Source organism: Phytobacter cepae (genome assembly GCF_054165735.1).
Genome location: NZ_CM135107.1, coordinates 379,873 through 395,157, shown reverse-complemented (window position 1 = coordinate 395,157; position 15,285 = coordinate 379,873). Strand labels below are relative to the sequence as shown.

Here is a 15,285-nt window from a genome sequence, read left to right as displayed (position 1 = left end):
ACCTATTTCAACCGATAGTAAAGATCGCGGTAAGACTGCGCGGCGACCTGCCAGCTAAAATCCATGCCCATCGCCTGACGCTGAACAAAGCGCCACAATGAAGGACGAGACCACAACACGAAAGCACGCCGTATCGCGCGAAGCAGCGACCAGGCATTACTGTCTTCAAATACAAAACCACTGGCGATTCCATCTGCCAAATTCTCCAGAGAGCTATCGGACACCGTATCAGCAAGCCCACCGGTACGTCGTACCAGCGGCAATGTGCCGTACTTCAGTCCATAAAGTTGCGTTAATCCACACGGTTCGAAACGGCTCGGCACCAGAATGACATCTGCGCCACCCATGATGCGATGCGAGAACGCTTCGTGATAACCAATCTGAACACCCACTTGCCCCGGGTGCTCTGCTGCTGCGGCCAGGAATCCTTCCTGCAGAACCGGATCGCCCGCGCCCAATAGCGCCAGTTGTCCACCCTGCTCAAGCAGCCCTGGCAGTGCTTCCAGCACCAGGTCGAGGCCTTTCTGACTGGTTAAACGACTGACCACCGCAAACAGCGGAACCTTGTCGTTAACCTTCAGTCCCATGGCAACCTGCAACTGACGTTTGTTCTCTGCTTTCTCTTCAAGCGTGTCCCGCGTATAACGCGAGGTGAGTAACAAGTCCGTCGCCGGATCCCAAATTTTTTCGTCTACACCATTGAGAATGCCGCTCAGGCGACCTTCCATCTGCCGCTGGCGTAACAAACCTTCCATACCGTAAGCGAACTGTGGCTCGGTAATTTCGCGGGCATAGGTCGGGCTGACCGCCGTAATATGATCGGCGTAATAGAGCCCCGCTTTCAGGAACGAAATCTGCCCGTTGAACTCCAGCCCGTGCATGGTAAAGAAGGATGATGGCAGCGCGATTTCACTCATGTGATGCGCATAATACATCCCCTGATAGGCCAGGTTATGGACGGTAAAGACAGACTTCGCCGGACGCCCCTTCGCCGCCAGGTAGGCTGGCGCAAGGCCTGCATGCCAGTCATGGGCATGGACCACATCAGGACGCCAGAAAGGATCAAGACCGCTGGCCATTTCCGCTCCTACCCAGCCAAGCAGCGCAAAGCGCAATACGTTGTCGGTGTAGGCGAAAAGGTTAGTGTCATGATAAGGACTGCCGGGCCGGTCATAGAGATGCGGCGCGTCAATTAAATAGATCCCCACCCCATTAAAATGTCCGAACAGCAATGTAATTCGACCCGCAAAAGTTTCCCGACGGCTGACAACCTGCGCATCCGTCACTCCCCGACGGATATCAGGAAATGCAGGCAGGAGTACGCGCGTATCTACGCCATCAGCAATTTGTGCCGCCGGCAATGCGCCAATAACATCTGCCAGACCACCGGTCTTAAGCAACGGAAACATCTCGGAACATACATGTAAAACCTGCATTCTCGCTCCTGTCAAAACCGCTAACGCTCACCCGGCGTTAGCGGAAAAACAGCACGCGGACCCCTTCCGCGCAAGGTTATCTCGATGCTGTTACTCTTGTTGCAATTTACGCAGCATTTCGCGCGTCACCAGCACAATGCCCTCTTCGGAGCGGTAGAACCGACGAGCGTCCTCTTCTGCATTCTCACCAATAATAGTCCCTTCCGGGATAACACAGGCCCGATCGATGACGCAGCGCCGCAAGCGACAGGAGCGTCCGACCCAAACCTCAGGTAAAAGAACTGCAGAGTCGATATTGCAGAACGAGTTTACGCGCACCCGTGAGAACAATACCGATTGCACCACTACCGATCCGGATATCACACAACCACCAGAAACCAGTGAGTTCAGCGTCATACCGTGACTACCCGATCTGTCCTGAACAAATTTCGCCGGTGGCAAAGATTCATTATAGGTACGGATTGGCCAGTTACGGTCATACATGTCCAGTTCAGGTACGACAGAAGCGAGGTCGAGGTTCGCTTTCCAGTACGCTTCCAGTGTTCCTACATCGCGCCAGTAAGGTTCTGATTCGGGGTCTGAATGCACGCAGGATAGTGGGAAAGGATGTGCATAAGCCATGCCAGATTTGGTAATCAGCGGGATGATATCTTTGCCGAAATCGTGGCTGGAATTTTCATTTTTGTCGTCCTCTTCCAGCAGCTCATACAAATATTCTGCGTCGAAGACATAAATCCCCATACTGGCGAGCGACTTGCTGTCGTCATTGGGCATTGAAGGCGGGTTAGCGGGTTTCTCAACAAATTCGATAACTTTGTCATTTTCATCCACCGCCATCACACCAAACGCGCTTGCCTCTTCAATGGGCACCGGCAAGCAGGCCACGGTGCAACGCGCACCTTTTTCGACATGATCGATAAGCATGCGGGAATAGTCCTGCTTATAGATATGGTCACCGGCCAGGATGACAATGTATTCAGCCCCGTAGCGACGAATGATGTCGAGGTTTTGCGTTACCGCATCCGCAGTGCCGCGATACCAACTCTCCCCGTGCACGCGCTGTTGTGCAGGCAGCAGGTCAACAAACTCATTCATCTCTTCGTTAAAGAAGGACCAACCGCGCTGAATGTGTTGCACCAGCGTGTGGGATTGATACTGAGTAATGACACCAATGCGGCGAATACCGGAGTTAATGCAATTGGACAGGGCAAAATCGATGATGCGGAATTTTCCACCGAAGTGGACAGCAGGCTTGGCACGTTTTTTTGTTAAATCCTTCAGGCGAGTACCACGCCCGCCCGCAAGAATCAGGGCTACAGATTTTAATGGCAGCTGGCGCGCTAACATTAACGGATCATTTTTCTCTAATCTAACCATGACGAACTCCTTCTTATGACCTTTCAAATACGCACACTCCGTGCGCGGGCCCATGCCAGACAGCCATAACTACCGGATTATCCTCTCCGGCAAACGGAGGAATGGCACGCCACTCCCCATTGGGTAAAACCAGGTCGGCAACCTCAGGTGTTCCATTCATCGTGATCAGAATGCGATCCGATAACAGAATTTGCAGGCAATGCATGCCACCTTGCCACTCCCCGGCGCTAAGAGGTTGCGCCGCATTATTTAACCAACGAACGTTTCCATCGCCCTCTTCCCACCAGTGATTCCGGGTTAACGCCGGAATGCGCTTGCGAAGATGGATCAACGCAGCGGTAAAGCCCACCAGCCCACTGTTTGCCTGTTGCCAGTCAAGCCAGGTCAACACGTTGTCCTGGCAGTAAGCGTTGTTATTACCATGCTGGCTGTGACCGTGTTCATCACCTGCCAGCAGCATTGGTGTTCCCTGAGAAAGCAGCAGTGTCGTCAACAGGGCATGGACGCTGGTTCGCCTCCTTTCTGTTACCTCAAAACTGCTGCTTAAACCTTCTATACCATGATTGTTACTATGGTTGTTGTTAGTACCGTCGCGATTTTCCTCGCCGTTTGCCTGATTGTGTTTGTGGTTAAAACTCACACAATCACGCAGCGTAAAGCCATCGTGCGCCGTCACCAGGTTAATGGAAGCGGAGGGTAAACGCCCTTCACGGCGGAACACATCGCTCGACGCGGCAAAGCGCCCGGCAAATTCACCCAATGAGAGGGACTGCTCAAGCCAGAAGCGACGGGCGGCATCGCGAAAATGGTCATTCCATTCCGCAAACGGCGGGGGGAAGTTACCCACCTGATAGCCGCCGTGACCGATGTCCCAGGGTTCAGCAATCAGCTTCAGGCCGGACAAAAGCGCATCCTGTTTGATGGCTTCGAACAGCGGCGCATGGGGGCTGTAATCCGGCGTTCTGCCCATCACCGTCGCTAAATCAAAACGAAAACCGTCAACGTGGAAGGATTCCACCCAATACTTTAGGCAAGACAACGCAAAGGCGACACCGCCAGGATGACTGAGATTCAGCGTGTTGCCGCAGCCGGTCCAGTTCTCGTAATCACCATCCCCTCTTAACCAATAATAGCTACGGTTGTCGATTCCGCGCAGGGAGACGGTCGGCCCATCAAGATCAATTTCAGCAGAGTGGTTCAGGACGATATCCAGGATGACTTCAATACCGTTCTTATGCAGCGCTTTAACCGCATCACGAAACTCGTTAATGGCCGTGTGCGGTGAAGCAGCATAGCGCGGGTCGAGGGCAAATAAACCCAGCGGGTTGTAGCCCCAATAGTTGCTTAATCCCAGCCGCTGCAGGCGCGGTTCACTGGCAAAATGCGCAACCGGCATCAGCTCCAGCGCAGTGATGCCCAGCGTTTTGAGGTACTGAATCATCACCGGATGACCCAGCGCTTGATAAGTGCCACGAATCGCCTGCGGCAAATCCGGGTGCAGGTGCGTTAGCCCCTTAACATGGGCTTCGTAGAGAATGGTTTCGCCCCAGGGCGTGGCGGGGGGGCGATCGTTTTCCCAGTCATAGTGTTCATCGACAACCACACATTTCGGTGCAACCGCAGCGCTGTCATGCGGATCCGGCGAATCATAACCGCCGTGCAGTAACGGATTATCTGGCACGTCACCCTCAATGCGCAGCGCACAGGGGTCGATAACCAGCTTCGCCGGATTAAAGCGGTGCCCCTGGGCCGGATCCCAGGGGCCATGCACACGGTAGCCATAACGCTGACCCGCTTTTGCATTCGCTAAAAAACCATGCCAGACGTCGTCCGTTCGCGTCGGAAGATCAACACGTTGTTCGTTGCCTTCGTCATCAAACAGGCACAGCTCCACACGGTATGCATGCGCAGAAAAGAGGGTGAAGTTGACCCCACCTTTCACCACGCGCGCGCCGAGCGGAGCGGGCTGCCCAGCCGTAAGGGCGGTCATTCCCCCTCCCGAACCAGCCAGATAGTCGACAGCGGCGGCAGGGTAAGGGAGAGCGAATGTTCACGACCATGGCTCGGAATATTTTCGCTTTGTACGCCACCGCCGTTACCGGCGTTACTGCCGTGGTAGTGCATGGAGTCCGTATTCAACGCTTCACGCCAGCGGCCCGGCTGATTGATGCCAAAGCGATATCCATGCCGAGGGACCGGGGTAAAGTTACTGGCGACGATGATTTCATTGCCTGCTTTATCACGACGCACAAACACGAATACCGAGCGCTCATGGTCATCCACCACCAGCCACTCAAAGCCGTAAGAATCAAAATCCAGCTCATGCATGGCTTTGTGGTGCCGATAGGTACGGTTCAGGTCGCGTACCAGACGCTGCACACCGTGGTGCCAGTTATCGCCCCCTTCCAGCAAGTGCCAGTCGAGACTGGAATCGTGATTCCACTCGCGACCCTGCGCAAACTCGTTGCCCATAAACAGCAGTTTTTTGCCCGGGAAGGCCCACATCCAGCCGTAGTAAGCGCGCAGGTTGGCAAATTTCTGCCATGCATCGCCCGGCATGCGGTCCAGAATGGATTTTTTGCCGTGTACCACTTCATCATGAGACAACGGCAGCACGAAATTTTCGGTGCTGTTGTAGAGCATACCAAAGGTGAGTTTGTCGTGATGATGCTGACGATAAACCGGATCGAGCTTCATGTAGTCCAGGGTGTCGTGCATCCACCCCAGGTTCCATTTGTACCAGAAACCCAGCCCACCCAGTGAAGGCGGGCGCGAGACGCCTGGGAAATCCGTCGACTCTTCCGCCATGCTTACCGCACCGGGAACCTGCTCACCAAGAATGCGGTTGGTATTACGCAAAAATTCGATGGCTTCAAGGTTTTCACGACCACCAAATTCATTCGGGATCCACTCCCCTTCTTTGCGGCTGTAGTCGCGGTAGATCATCGATGCCACCGCATCGACGCGCAGGGCATCGATACCGAAGCGTTCAATCCAGTAAAGTGCGTTGCCAATCAGGTAGTTACTGACTTCTCGCCGACCATAATTATAAATCAGCGTGTTCCAGTCCTGATGGTAGCCCTCACGTGGATCGCTATGCTCATACAGGTCGGTACCGTCAAATTCAGCAAGACCAAAATCATCAGACGGAAAATGGCCCGGCACCCAGTCGAGAATGACGTTTAGCCCGGCGGCATGCGCGGCTTTCACAAAATAGAGGAAATCATCGCGGGTGCCGAAACGGCGGGTTGGTGCGTAAAGTCCGGTGGGCTGGTAGCCCCAACTGCCATCAAAGGGGTGTTCGTTAATGGGCAGCAGTTCAAGATGGGTGAAGCCCATCCACTTCACATAGGGAATTAACTGATCCGCCAGCTCGCGGTAGCTTAGCCAGAAGTTATTGTCCGTATGGCGACGCCATGAGCCCAGATGCACCTCGTAGATAGAGATCGGGGCATCGAATTCGTTGGCTTTTTTACGCGCTTCCGTTTGCTCCACCTTTTCCGGCAGGTCGCAAATCATTGATGCGGTTTCCGGGCGCATTTGCGCTTCAAAGGCGTAAGGGTCAGATTTAATACGCAGTTTTCCGTGCGCATCAATCATCTCGAATTTATAGAGCTGGCCGTTATGGGCACCGGGGATGAACAGTTCCCAGATACCGGATTCCTGGCGTAAACGCATCGGATGGCGACGGCCATCCCAGTAGTTGAACTGACCGACCACTGACACACGGCGGGCATTTGGTGCCCAGACGGAGAAGCGCGTGCCCGTCACACCATCCATCGTATCCGCATGGGCGCCCAGCGTTTCATAAGGCCTCAGGTGGGTGCCTTCAGAAAGTAGCCAGGCGTCCATATCCTGAATCAGTGGACCAAAGCGGTAAGGATCGTCGATAAGGTTTTGCTGACCATGCCAGATAACGGCTAACTGGTAGCGAAAGGGATTTTTGCGTCGCGGCAGAACGCCGCTAAAAAAACCTCGTGAATCCAGGCAATCCAGATTGCCTACTTTGCGTCCGGTTTTGGGTTCAATGACCCAGACCTCGGTCGCATCGGGTAATAATGCGCGGACTTCCAGCCCCGCTTCCGTCTGGTGCATGCCGAGAACGGAAAAGGGATCCGCAAAATGGCCCGCTATTAGCGCATTAATCACGTCTCTATCTACAAGCACGGACATTATTTCATCCTTTATTATTGGTGTCACACCTAAACCGGGGGAGTTATACACCCGATTGCGACACTTTTTTTGACCTGAACGGCGCAGCACATAATGTGCATCCTCTCTGCTCCGTCCCACCTTCAGGCAGCGTGCACAAGCACCCTACTTAAAGCATAGCCAACGCTTTATCTATCTCCTGTGAAAATAACAATATCCGCGTAGAATCCTTTAATACGCAAAAAAAAGGGGTGACAAGCACCCCTTTTTAAACAAATTGAGATTATGCCAACTGTCGGAGCATACGGCGCAGCGGCTCTGCGGCGCCCCAAAGGAGCTGATCGCCAACGGTGAAGGCGGAGAGGAAGTCAGGGCCCATGTTCAGCTTACGCAGACGCCCCACCGGAGTAGTCAGCGTGCCAGTCACGGCAGCCGGGGTCAGTTCACGCATGGTGATTTCACGGTCGTTTGGCACCACTTTCGCCCACGGATTGTGTGCGGCCAGCAGCTCTTCGATGGTCGGGATAGACACATCTTTTTTCAATTTAAGGGTGAATGCCTGGCTGTGGCAACGCAGTGCGCCCACGCGCACGCACAAACCATCAACGGGAATCGCAGACGCCGTGCTGAGGATCTTGTTGGTTTCTGCCTGGCCTTTCCACTCTTCACGGCTCTGACCGTTATCAAGCTGCTTGTCGATCCACGGGATCAGGCTGCCTGCCAATGGGACGCCGAAGTTATCTACCGGCAGTTCGCCGCTGCGGGAAAGCTGGGTAACTTTGCGTTCGATATCGAGAATGGCAGAGGCCGGGTCGGCCAGCTCAGCGGCCACATGGCCATGCAACTGGCCCATCTGCGCCAGCAGTTCACGCATATGGCGCGCACCGCCGCCGGACGCAGCCTGATACGTAGCGACCGATACCCACTCCACCAAATCGTTGGCGAACAGGCCGCCCAGCGACATCAGCATCAAACTCACGGTACAGTTACCGCCAACAAAGGTTTTGATGCCTTTGTTCAGGCCGTCGGTGATGACGGACTGGTTTACCGGGTCGAGAATAATGATGGCGTCATCTTTCATACGCAGTGAGGACGCCGCATCAATCCAGTAACCCTGCCAACCGCTTTCACGAAGCTTTGGATAGATTTCGTTGGTATAATCGCCGCCCTGGCAGGTCACGATAATGTCGAGTGCCTTCAGTGCTTCCAGATCGAATGCGTCCTGCAACGTGCCGGTAGAGTGACCGCCGAACGTCGGGGCCGCCTGACCAAGCTGGGAAGTTGAAAAGAAGACCGGGCGAATGGCGTCGAAGTCACGCTCCTCTACCATGCGTTGCATGAGTACGGAGCCGACCATTCCGCGCCAACCGATAAAACCAACATTTTTCATAACGTATTTCCTGCGAAGGTGTGTGCTGTATGTACGAGCCAGTATCCTGACTGGCGCTAATAGCCCACATTACAAAATGCACACAAAGTCGCAAGTTAAATTAATCAATGATGGGCAAGCCATCAGAAATACCGCTAATCTGCGGCAATACAGGAAGAGTCATGAGCGAAATTATTTCTGTGGCAGTGTTGTTGATCCTGATTATGGACCCTCTCGGGAACCTGCCTATTTTCATGTCGGTACTGAAACATACCGAGCCAAAACGCCGCCGCAAAATTATGATCCGCGAACTGCTCATCGCTCTGGCGCTGATGCTGGTTTTCCTGTTTGCGGGCGAAAATATACTGGCGTTTCTGAATCTGCGTGCGGAGACCGTCTCTATTTCCGGCGGCATTATTCTGTTTTTGATCGCGATTAAGATGATATTCCCCAGCGAGTCCGGCAGCAGTATGGGCCTGCCCGCGGGTGAAGAACCGTTTATCGTGCCGCTGGCGGTTCCGTTAGTTGCCGGGCCGACGTTGCTCGCCACCCTGATGCTGCTTTCGCATCAGTACCCCAATCAGATGAGCCACCTGGTCATTGCGCTGCTGATTGCCTGGGGCGGAACCGTGGCAATTTTGCTGCAGTCTTCGCTGTTCCTGCGTTTGCTCGGAGAAAAAGGGGTGAACGCGCTGGAGCGTTTAATGGGGCTGGTACTGGTGATGCTGGCAACCCAGATGTTCCTGGACGGCATCCGTTTGTGGATGAAAGGCTAGGTAAAAGCAAAACGGCAACGGGAACAAAAGCAAAAAGGCAACGCAAGTTGCCTTTTTTAGTGTTTGCCCCCTCTCCCTGTGGGAGAGGGCCGGGGTGAGGGCATCAGGCCGCACTCCCCTAAACAGGAAAATTAACTCAACAACGTAAACGCAATCATCCCGACAATCGCACCGGTGGTGCCGAGGATGGTCTCCATCAACGTCCAGGTTTTCAGCGTCTGCGCTTCGGTCGCACCGGTAAATTTACCGAACAGCCAGAAGCCCGCATCGTTCACATGGCTGACCACAATCGAGCCACCGGCGATACAAATCGACAGAGCCGCCATTTGCGCACCAGAAAAATGCAGTTGCTCAATCACCGGCATCACCAGACCTACCGCCGTTAAACAGGCAACGGTAGCCGACCCCTGAATAATGCGCACGGCGGCGGCCAGCACGAAACAGGTCACGGCAATGGGCAGCCCCATTCCGGTCAGCGCTTCGCCCAGTGCCGGACCCACGCCGGAATCCACCAGAACCTGCTTGAACACGCCGCCTGCCCCTATCACCAGCAGAATAATCCCGGCAGGCTGCAGCGCCTGACCACAGATTTCCATCACGCGGTCTTTCGCCATGCCCTGACGAATCGCCAGCCCGTAGATTGCCACCAGGCAAGCCACCAGAATCGCGGTGAACGGGTGGCCGATAAACTCCAGCCAGTTGTAGAGATCGGAACCTTCTGCAACAAAACGCGCGGCAATCGTTTTCAGACCTACCAGTACCAGCGGCAGCAGAATCAGCGACAAACTAAAGGCGAATGACGGCATTTTACCTTCGCCAAGGTGCGGCTCGGAGATGTCGTCCGGGATGTGCAATTCAACATAGCGGCTAATAAAATTGCCCCACAGCGGCCCGGCAATCAGCATGCCCGGGATCGCCGCACACAGGCCAATCAGGATCATCCAGCCGAAATCCGCATGCATTTGAGAGGCAAGCAGCATCGGCGCAGGCCCCGGCAGCAAAAATGCCGCCGCCGCCGCCACACCCGCAAACAGCGGAATGACCAGCTTCACCAGGTTGGTGCCGGTATGGCGCGCCATAGAAAAGGCAACGCTTATCAGCAGCACCACGGCCACTTCAAAGAACAGCGGCAAGGCACAAATCAGACCCGCCAGACCAATCGCATAGTGCGCACGGCTATGGCCGAAGGACTTGAGCATCTTCACGGCAATCTGATCTACCGCGCCGGTTTCATGCAAAATTTTGCCGAACATGGCACCGAGAGCGACAACAATCGCGAGGAAGCCCAGGGTACCGCCCATGCCTTTTTCCATCGTTGCCGCAATTTTAACGAGCGGCATGCCGGAAAAAAGGCCTGCGCCAATAGAAACCACCATCAAGGCAACGAAAGCATGCATACGCGCTTTCATCACCAAAAACAGCAGCAGCAAAACCGAGCCTACTGCTGTTAAAACAAGCGTTAATGTACTCAAAACCACTGCCTTTATTTATTAATCACTTCAATGGTGCTGGCAACAACCCCTTCCAGCGGCTGGTCGATATCGACGATAAGCACGTCGCGTTCGTCCGCACCCGGCTCTTCAAGCGTTTCAAACTGCGTCACCAGCATCTGCGTTTTAAAGAAGTGGCCTTTACGCGCTTTCAGGCGGCTTTCGATCACGTCAAAATCGCCTTTCAGGTAGATAAAAGAGAGGTTCGGGTTGCCGTCACGCAGCAGGTCACGGTAGCGCTTCTTCAGAGAAGAGCAGACAATCAGCGACACTTTGTTGGTGCGTTGCATCGCAAAGGCGGCATCGTTCAGCGCCTGCAGCCAGGGTTTACGATCGTCATCATTTAACGGCTCGCCTGCGGCCATTTTGGTGATGTTGCTGCGCGGATGCAGGAAGTCGCCATCGAGAAACGCGGCATGGATTTGATGCGCCACTTCACTGGCGACAGCGGATTTACCACTGCCAGAAACGCCCATCAGGACATAGACGCGGTTTTCAAGATTAGTCGTGCTCAAAGCGTAGCTCCCACTGAGACAAAGAGAATTGTTACGGGTAACAGTTATCGGTAACATTGTCCTGCCGGGGAAATGGAGAAGCAATAACCATTCGTGCCAGAAGTGAATAAGTGTGAGCTAGTTCAAATTTGTCAGACTAAATTGATCCACCCGGTGACAAAGTGAAACCTAAATCTAACAATTTCGGCGTAACTGTTTCACCGCGAATCCGCGCCAGAAGGCGTTCCGCACCGATGCGCCCCATGCGCTCACGCGGCGTCAGTACGCTGGCCAGACGCGGCTCCATCACCTGACCGATGTCATGTCCATGGAACCCGGCAATCGCCATATCATCAGGAATTCGCAGTCCCAAACGCTGACACTCAAAGGCGGCGCCAATGGCCAGGTCATCGTTAGTACAGAAAATCCCATCCAGTTGCGGGTATTCGCGTCGGGCCTGACGCATCAGGTCAATACCGGCGGAATAAGAAGAAGACTGTTCCACCATCACGCTGTAAGGCGTTAACCCGGCGTCGAGCATCGCCTGCTCATACCCCTTCTGTTTGATGATAGTACGTTCATCCAGACGTGCACCCAGGTAGGCCACACCGCGATGACCACGGGCAATGATAGCGGCCGTCATTTGTCGTGCCGCTTCGAAGTTATCGAAGCCGACGGCAATATCCAGGCAAGGCGTTACACTGTCCATCAGCTCCAGCACCGGAATCCCTGCCACTTCGATCATCTTCAGAGTGCGCGGCGTGTGGGTACGCTCGGTCAAAATCAGACCATCAATATTCCAGGAGAGCATCGATTCCAGACGCTCTTCTTCCATCTCCGGCTTGTAACCAAAGTGGGCCAGCATCGTTTGATAACCATAAGCATCGGTGACGCTTTCAATGCCGCGCAGAACTTCAGCGAACACCTGGTTGGTTAAGGAAGGGAGGAGAACGCCCACCGCACGGCTGGTGGCGTTAGAGAGAATGTCAGGGGCGCGATTAGGAATGTAACCCAGCTCATCAAGCGCGGCCGCTATTTTTCCCCGAAGTGCGATGGAGACTTGCTCCGGATTGCGCAGAAAACGGCTGACCGTCATTTTGGTCACGCCCACGCGATCGGCCACATCCTGTAGTACGGGTCTTTTCTTTTTCATCGTCCTGAAGTAATAAGCTGAGAAACAATGGCTCAGTTTATCACGGACAACACTCAACCTTCCGGTGTTAACCAGAAGGTTGAGTCATTTATTTAAGCCGGATCAAACTGGCGGCAGGTCAAAGAGCAGAATTTCGCTGTCACTGTCCGCGTGAATCGACAGGGCTTGCTCATCCCAGATAGCCAGACCATCGCTGGTGGTCGCCTTCGTGCCATTGATAGTCACGTCACCTTTCACCACCTGGATCCAGATTTTGCGATCCGCAGACACCTGGTACACCGACTGCTCATCTTTCAGCAGTGCCCAACGATACAGTTCCATATCCTGGTGCACTTTCAGCGAACCCTCGCGAGCGTCCGGGGACAGCACCAGTTGGCGGCCCTGCTTCGCATCAAAACGACGCTGCTCATAGCGTGGCGTAATGCCCGTCGCTTCTGGAATAATCCAGATCTGATACAGACGCAGCGGCTCGGTCGCGCTCGGGTTGTACTCGGAGTGACGCACCCCGGTACCGGCACTCATAATCTGGAACTCACCCGCCGGAACCTGCTCTTTATTACCCATGCTGTCCTGGTGTTCAACGGCACCCTGCAGCACATAGGTCAGGATTTCCATATCTTTATGAGGATGGGTGCCAAACCCCTGCCCCGCATCAATCACGTCGTCATTGATAACGCGCAGTGCGGAGAAGCCCATAAAGTTAGGGTCGTGATAGTTGGCAAACGAAAAGGTATGCCAGGAGTCAAGCCAGCCATGATTTGCGTGACCACGGTCGTTTGCTTTGCGTAAGTAAATCATGTTTTCACCCTCGTGTTCGTTTCGATGGAGTCAGTGTGTACCCGATCGACCCGCAATCATAGAGGGTGAAAATTGACGCCTCTGTTCAAAAAAAATGAACGACTATTTTTCTGCCAGAATCCCTTACTTTGCGAGGGTTACCGTGGCAGGGGAGGCCTGTTCAAATGCCCTTTCAAGGATCTCCAGATTGGTCAGAACGTCAGATTCCTTGACGTAATTTTCCGCCCCACTCACAATCGTGACATAAAGCGCATCATAGACCAGTCCGTAGTCGCCCTTTTCCGGGGGCAGCGTTTCGCGTACGCTCTCACCGGCTTCGTTGACGTATTCCAGCTCACCCACGCTATCGTCAGCCGCAAAGCCCGGTTCACCAGGCATGATGTTGGCTTTCAGGCTGGTTTCCTGCTGGTCGATACCAAATTTTATGAACGACCCCTTGGTGCCGTGTACGATAAACTTCGGGTAATCGATTTTAACCAGATGGCTGGTCTTAACGATCGCCTTCAGGTCACCAAAGAACAGCTGCGCCTCGAAGGTATCATCAGGATTCGCTTTATTACGCAGACTGCGGATGTCGTAAGCGACATGATCCGGGCGACCAAACAGTGAAATAATTTGATCCATGGTGTGAACACCCAGGCCGTAAAAAGAACCATCCTGCGGCAGGCCTGGCTTCGTTTCCGCAACCGGACGGTAATAGTCAAAATGGCTCTCCACTTCGACAATCTCACCTAACTTGCCGCTTTCAATGGCCTTTTTAGCCGTCAGGAAGCAGGAGTCAAAACGGCGATTCTGATACGGCGTGACGGTCAGACCTTTGCTTTTCGCCAGCGTAAACAAGGTAATGGCCTCGGCCATGGTCGGCGTAAACGGCTTTTCGACCAGCACGTTTTTCCCCGCCTCCAGCGCCCGCTTTGCATATTCAAAGTGGCTGTCAGCATGGGTACAAACCACCACCAGCTTGACCTCGGGATCGTTGAGCACCTCATCAAGGTCGCTGGTGAAATGAATATGTTGGTACTGCGGATGCTGCTCTTCCGGCTTCGCGCTGCGGCGATAAATATGGGCGACATGCCAGCTATCTTTGCGGTTCAAAACGTAGGGAAGATGGTAACGGGTCGTGCTTTTACCAAAACCGATAAATGCGCAGTGTAAGGTCATGATCCTTTCCTTGTTGAGCGTTGCAGCTTTAAACCTTAGCGCAGTCAGCCAGTGATAAAAACCGCCGAGCCTCTGAGATTAAACATTCATTGCCACAATGGCTTGTATCAACAGCATTTTTATTCTGAATAAAACAAGCAGATACAATGACTTATTATTCCTAAAGTGCTATTTCAGACCTTGACGCAAGCCGCGGAATTCCGCATAAGAGAGCCGCATTTTTGCACTCACAGGTCATCACTCGCGTCGCTAACAGACTGGAAAGGTGGCTCAGGAGCCGTCTATGGAAAGGAAGTATTACCTGCTCAACCTCACCTGTTTATTGTGGCTGCTTGCCCTGCTGGCCTGGTGCCTGGGTGCACATACCGCAGCCCGCTCAGCAGGATTGCTGGCTGTTGCTGCTCTTATCATTCAACTCGTTCAAGGATGGATAATACCGATGTTTAAAAAACAAAAGTCCTCTGAAGTACCTGCCATGCATACGCCCCCTGCCCCGGTGAGTGAAGCAGCAGCCAGCGGTGCGGAAAAACATACCAATACGGTTATCGCCAGTGATGTTCATGTGGAAGGCAACATCGTTTCGTCGACCCCGGTCTACATTCACGGGAGTCTTCACGGCAATATCACCGCGCCCGAAGGTCTGATCAAGGTCATGCGCACGGGCTCGGTGGAAGGAAACGTTATCTGCCGCGAACTGATTATTGACGGTACGATTCAGGGGCAATGCCTCGCAGATGCCGTTGAAATCTATGAAAATGGACGAATAAATGGCACCCTGGCGTATCGGCAACTGGCCATAAAAAAAGGAGGCCAGTTTACCGGTCAGGCCGATGTTCAGCCGCCCGTTCAGACGAAGAACAACGTCGTAGGATTGAAAACAGATGCGCCTCCTGAGAAAAGCGATAAATCCACAGGCGGGTTAAATGAGCAAAAAAAAAGCCAGCACCCGGCTGGCTAAGAAATACTGGAAGCAATGTGAGCAATGTCGTGCTTTCAGGATTACCGCATAGGTTTCCCTGAACGCATGACAATAATAATCATTATCATTCGCAATTGTCTACCCCTATTTTGCAAAAAAT

The 15,285-nt window shown here is 53.6% G+C and carries 12 protein-coding genes; 2 read left to right on the top strand and 10 right to left on the bottom strand.

Features of this window, described 5'->3' with window-relative positions:
- Nucleotides 1–2 precede the first annotated feature (2 nt).
- From glgA to asd, 5 genes are all read right to left on the bottom strand, one after another.
- Nucleotides 3–1,436: a glycogen synthase GlgA gene (gene glgA / locus ACUY4Q_RS01815; protein WP_458045447.1), complete on the bottom strand. Its 1,434-nt coding sequence runs from the start codon at nucleotides 1,434–1,436 to the stop codon at nucleotides 3–5.
- 90 nt (nucleotides 1,437–1,526) lie between these two features.
- On the bottom strand, nucleotides 1,527–2,813 hold the full coding sequence (gene glgC / locus ACUY4Q_RS01810) for a glucose-1-phosphate adenylyltransferase (protein ID WP_458045446.1): 1,287 nt from the start codon (nucleotides 2,811–2,813) through the stop codon (nucleotides 1,527–1,529).
- A gap of 13 nt (nucleotides 2,814–2,826) precedes the next feature.
- Nucleotides 2,827–4,803, bottom strand: coding sequence for a glycogen debranching protein GlgX (gene glgX, locus ACUY4Q_RS01805; RefSeq protein ID WP_458045445.1), 1,977 nt, complete (start codon nucleotides 4,801–4,803; stop codon nucleotides 2,827–2,829).
- Complete coding sequence (glgB, locus tag ACUY4Q_RS01800; protein WP_458045444.1) at nucleotides 4,800–6,986, bottom strand: 1,4-alpha-glucan branching enzyme; 2,187 nt, start codon at nucleotides 6,984–6,986, stop codon at nucleotides 4,800–4,802. The genes glgX and glgB overlap by 4 nt, the downstream gene beginning before the upstream one ends.
- A 262-nt stretch (nucleotides 6,987–7,248) precedes the next feature.
- Nucleotides 7,249–8,355, bottom strand: coding sequence for an aspartate-semialdehyde dehydrogenase (gene asd, locus ACUY4Q_RS01795; RefSeq protein ID WP_458045443.1), 1,107 nt, complete (start codon nucleotides 8,353–8,355; stop codon nucleotides 7,249–7,251).
- 161 nt (nucleotides 8,356–8,516) lie between these two features.
- On the opposite strand from asd, the gene ACUY4Q_RS01790 reads away from it, so the two are divergent.
- On the top strand, nucleotides 8,517–9,110 hold the full coding sequence (locus tag ACUY4Q_RS01790; RefSeq protein ID WP_458045442.1) for a YhgN family NAAT transporter: 594 nt from the start codon (nucleotides 8,517–8,519) through the stop codon (nucleotides 9,108–9,110).
- 131 nt (nucleotides 9,111–9,241) lie between these two features.
- Here the strand turns inward: ACUY4Q_RS01790 and gntU are convergent, their stop codons facing one another.
- The 5 genes from gntU to ACUY4Q_RS01765 all read right to left on the bottom strand — a co-directional run bounded on the left by gntU (nucleotide 9,242) and on the right by ACUY4Q_RS01765 (nucleotide 14,206).
- Nucleotides 9,242–10,582, bottom strand: a complete 1,341-nt coding sequence (gene gntU / locus ACUY4Q_RS01785) for a gluconate transporter (protein ID WP_458045441.1) — start codon at nucleotides 10,580–10,582, stop codon at nucleotides 9,242–9,244.
- Between the two features lie 11 nt (nucleotides 10,583–10,593).
- On the bottom strand, nucleotides 10,594–11,115 hold the full coding sequence (gene gntK, locus ACUY4Q_RS01780; protein WP_458045440.1) for a gluconokinase: 522 nt from the start codon (nucleotides 11,113–11,115) through the stop codon (nucleotides 10,594–10,596).
- 136 nt (nucleotides 11,116–11,251) lie between these two features.
- A complete protein-coding gene (gntR, locus tag ACUY4Q_RS01775; protein ID WP_458045439.1) occupies nucleotides 11,252–12,247 on the bottom strand; it encodes a gluconate operon transcriptional repressor GntR in 996 nt (331 codons plus the stop codon).
- 102 nt (nucleotides 12,248–12,349) lie between these two features.
- Nucleotides 12,350–13,045, bottom strand: a complete 696-nt coding sequence (locus ACUY4Q_RS01770) for a pirin family protein (protein WP_458045438.1) — start codon at nucleotides 13,043–13,045, stop codon at nucleotides 12,350–12,352.
- A 123-nt stretch (nucleotides 13,046–13,168) separates the two neighbouring features.
- Nucleotides 13,169–14,206, bottom strand: a complete 1,038-nt coding sequence (locus tag ACUY4Q_RS01765) for an oxidoreductase (RefSeq protein ID WP_458045437.1) — start codon at nucleotides 14,204–14,206, stop codon at nucleotides 13,169–13,171.
- A 283-nt stretch (nucleotides 14,207–14,489) separates the two neighbouring features.
- Between ACUY4Q_RS01765 and ACUY4Q_RS01760 the strand changes: the two genes are divergently transcribed.
- On the top strand, nucleotides 14,490–15,164 hold the full coding sequence (locus ACUY4Q_RS01760; RefSeq protein ID WP_458045436.1) for a bactofilin family protein: 675 nt from the start codon (nucleotides 14,490–14,492) through the stop codon (nucleotides 15,162–15,164).
- Nucleotides 15,165–15,285: the final 121 nt, after the last annotated feature.

Coding starts and splice junctions, on each gene's coding strand:
- glgA (WP_458045447.1), bottom strand. CDS start 1,436: ATGCAGGTTTTACATGTATGTTCCGAGATGTTTCCGTTGCTTAAGACC.
- glgC (WP_458045446.1), bottom strand. CDS start 2,813: ATGGTTAGATTAGAGAAAAATGATCCGTTAATGTTAGCGCGCCAGCTG.
- glgX (WP_458045445.1), bottom strand. CDS start 4,803: ATGACCGCCCTTACGGCTGGGCAGCCCGCTCCGCTCGGCGCGCGCGTG.
- glgB (WP_458045444.1), bottom strand. CDS start 6,986: ATGTCCGTGCTTGTAGATAGAGACGTGATTAATGCGCTAATAGCGGGC.
- asd (WP_458045443.1), bottom strand. CDS start 8,355: ATGAAAAATGTTGGTTTTATCGGTTGGCGCGGAATGGTCGGCTCCGTA.
- ACUY4Q_RS01790 (WP_458045442.1), top strand. CDS start 8,517: ATGAGCGAAATTATTTCTGTGGCAGTGTTGTTGATCCTGATTATGGAC.
- gntR (WP_458045439.1), bottom strand. CDS start 12,247: ATGAAAAAGAAAAGACCCGTACTACAGGATGTGGCCGATCGCGTGGGC.
- ACUY4Q_RS01770 (WP_458045438.1), bottom strand. CDS start 13,045: ATGATTTACTTACGCAAAGCAAACGACCGTGGTCACGCAAATCATGGC.
- ACUY4Q_RS01765 (WP_458045437.1), bottom strand. CDS start 14,206: ATGACCTTACACTGCGCATTTATCGGTTTTGGTAAAAGCACGACCCGT.
- ACUY4Q_RS01760 (WP_458045436.1), top strand. CDS start 14,490: ATGGAAAGGAAGTATTACCTGCTCAACCTCACCTGTTTATTGTGGCTG.